Source organism: Rhodopseudomonas sp. AAP120 (assembly GCF_001295845.1).
Classification (GTDB): domain Bacteria; phylum Pseudomonadota; class Alphaproteobacteria; order Rhizobiales; family Xanthobacteraceae; genus Rhodopseudomonas.
This window is the reverse complement of the sequence record NZ_LJIC01000084.1, coordinates 1-1,901: the sequence shown is the minus strand read 5'-3', so window position 1 is coordinate 1,901 and position 1,901 is coordinate 1. Positions and strand designations below refer to the sequence as shown.

Genomic DNA, 1,901 nt, shown 5'->3' with positions numbered 1-1,901 from the left:
CCCCAGCCCTCTCCCGCAAGCGGGAGAGGGAGCGCGCTGCGGCGCGGGGGTGGGTCGCACGATGTGATCCGCTGGATCGAAGCGCGGCGGTTCAGCTCCACTCCCCCTCCCCGGCCACGTGCCCGTACAGAACTCCGGGGAAAATCCCAAAACCGACAGCGAACCACGATCACGAGTGCAGCTCTGCGCTATGCTCGGGGCCAACGTCTCTGCACGCGGTTTTCGCCGCGATCGGTGAATCGAACCATGGCCGTAACCAGACCCTGGGATCAAACGCGCCGGCCAACGCGGGCGGTGAGCGAGGCCGAGAAGCAGGCGATCATCGCAGCGTGCGAACGCCTGATTGCGGATTATCTGAAGCCGCGTTTCCAGCGCAAGATCACGCCCACGCAATTCAACTACCCGATCGATATCGGCGGAGCATGGTCCGGCGGTCGATATCGCTTCTTCCAGCGCTACCGGTCCGGATTCGAGGAGAATCGCGGCCAGGAATTCAACGCACCTTTTGCCCGGCTCGACTGTATCGGGCCGGACAGTTTCGACATCTACTGGATGCGGGGTACCGGCAGATGGTGGCGTGTGCATTCTGGCGTGACGCTGGCAGAAGCGATGCGCCTGCTCGAGATGGACGAGCTCCTGCATCCGGACTGAGCAAGGCGCCGATCGGACCACCAAGCGATGAGCGAATATCAGTACTATGAATTCCAGGCGATCGACCGCCCGCTGAGCACCGCCGACATCAAGGCGCTACGCGCGTTGTCGACGCGGGCACAGATCACCACGACGAGTTTCACCAACGCCTATCAGTGGGGAGATTTCAAAGGCGACCCCGCCGAGCTGATGGAACGTTGGTTCGATCTTCACCTCTATTTCGCCAGTTGGGGCACGCGCTGCTTGATGATTCGTCTGCCGCGCCGGCTGGTCGATCGAGATCGGTTCGATGTCTTTCTCGGCGATGGCGATCTTGCACGGGTTTGGACGAAGGGAGACCATCTCATCCTCAGCGTCGCAACCGATGCCGACGAATTCCACGACAAATGGGACGATGGCACCGGTTGGCTGGCCGCGCTTGCCACACTGCGCACCGCCTTGCTCGAGGGCGATCTGCGGATGCTTTATCTGGTGTGGCTGATGGCCGTCGAGGCCGAGTTGGTGGCACCAGACGAGACCGAGCCGCTGCCCGGACTCGGGCCGACGACGGCAGCACTCGAAGCCTTCGCCTCCTTCTTCGCCATCGACCGTGATCTCATCGCCGCGGCGAGCGAGCGCGGCGCGCAGTCGGGCTCGGCCGATGCCACCGCGGCCGACGCGACCATCGCTGCGATGACCGATCAGGAGAAGACCGGCTTTCTGAGAAAGATATTCGACGGCGACGCTCTCGCCGTAAACGACCTCCGCCGGCTTGTCCGCGCGCGCATGCCTGCGGCAGCGCCGGTGACACCGCGCCGAGCCCGCGACCTTTGCGCCCGCGCGGAAGCGATCAGGCAGGCGCGCGAACAGGCGGAGACCGCCGAGCTGTTGGCCGACCAACGGCGGCGCGACCAACAGGCCCGACGCGCGCTCCGCGCCCGGCAAGCCGAGATTGAGAAGCGCGGCGATGCGGTCTGGGCGGAGATCGAAACCGAGATTCGCAGGGGCAGCGCCGCAGGCTACGACAGGGTGATCTTTCTGCTCGGCGACCTGAAAGCCATCGCAAAGCGGCAGAACGAAACCGACGCCTTCGCGCAGCGCATCACCGAACTCCGCCAGCGCTACGCCCGACGATACACCTTCGTTAAACGGCTCGACCGCCTGTAACCGCAACGCACAATGGAGATCCGCTTCACCCGACAACGCGACGTCACCGCTCCCCTCCCCCTTGCGGGGAGGGGTCGGGGGTGGGGGTCCCCAGGCACTGCGCC

The 1,901-nt window shown here is 64.9% G+C and carries 2 protein-coding genes; both read left to right on the top strand.

The features are described from left to right. Positions 1-294: 294 nt before the first annotated feature. Entirely contained in the window at positions 295-651 is a 357-nt protein-coding gene (locus IP86_RS14425; protein WP_245290625.1) for a DUF3024 domain-containing protein, read from the top strand. Positions 652-678: 27 nt separating this feature from the next. Continuing rightward, the gene (locus IP86_RS14420) at positions 679-1,797 is read left to right on the top strand and encodes a hypothetical protein (RefSeq protein ID WP_054163229.1); all 1,119 of its coding nucleotides are present in this window, start codon (positions 679-681) and stop codon (positions 1,795-1,797) included. Positions 1,798-1,901: the final 104 nt, after the last annotated feature.

Excerpts from the sequence above, each read along its gene's own strand:
- IP86_RS14420 (WP_054163229.1), top strand. The coding sequence starts at position 679 with ATGAGCGAATATCAGTACTATGAATTCCAGGCGATCGACCGCCCGCTG.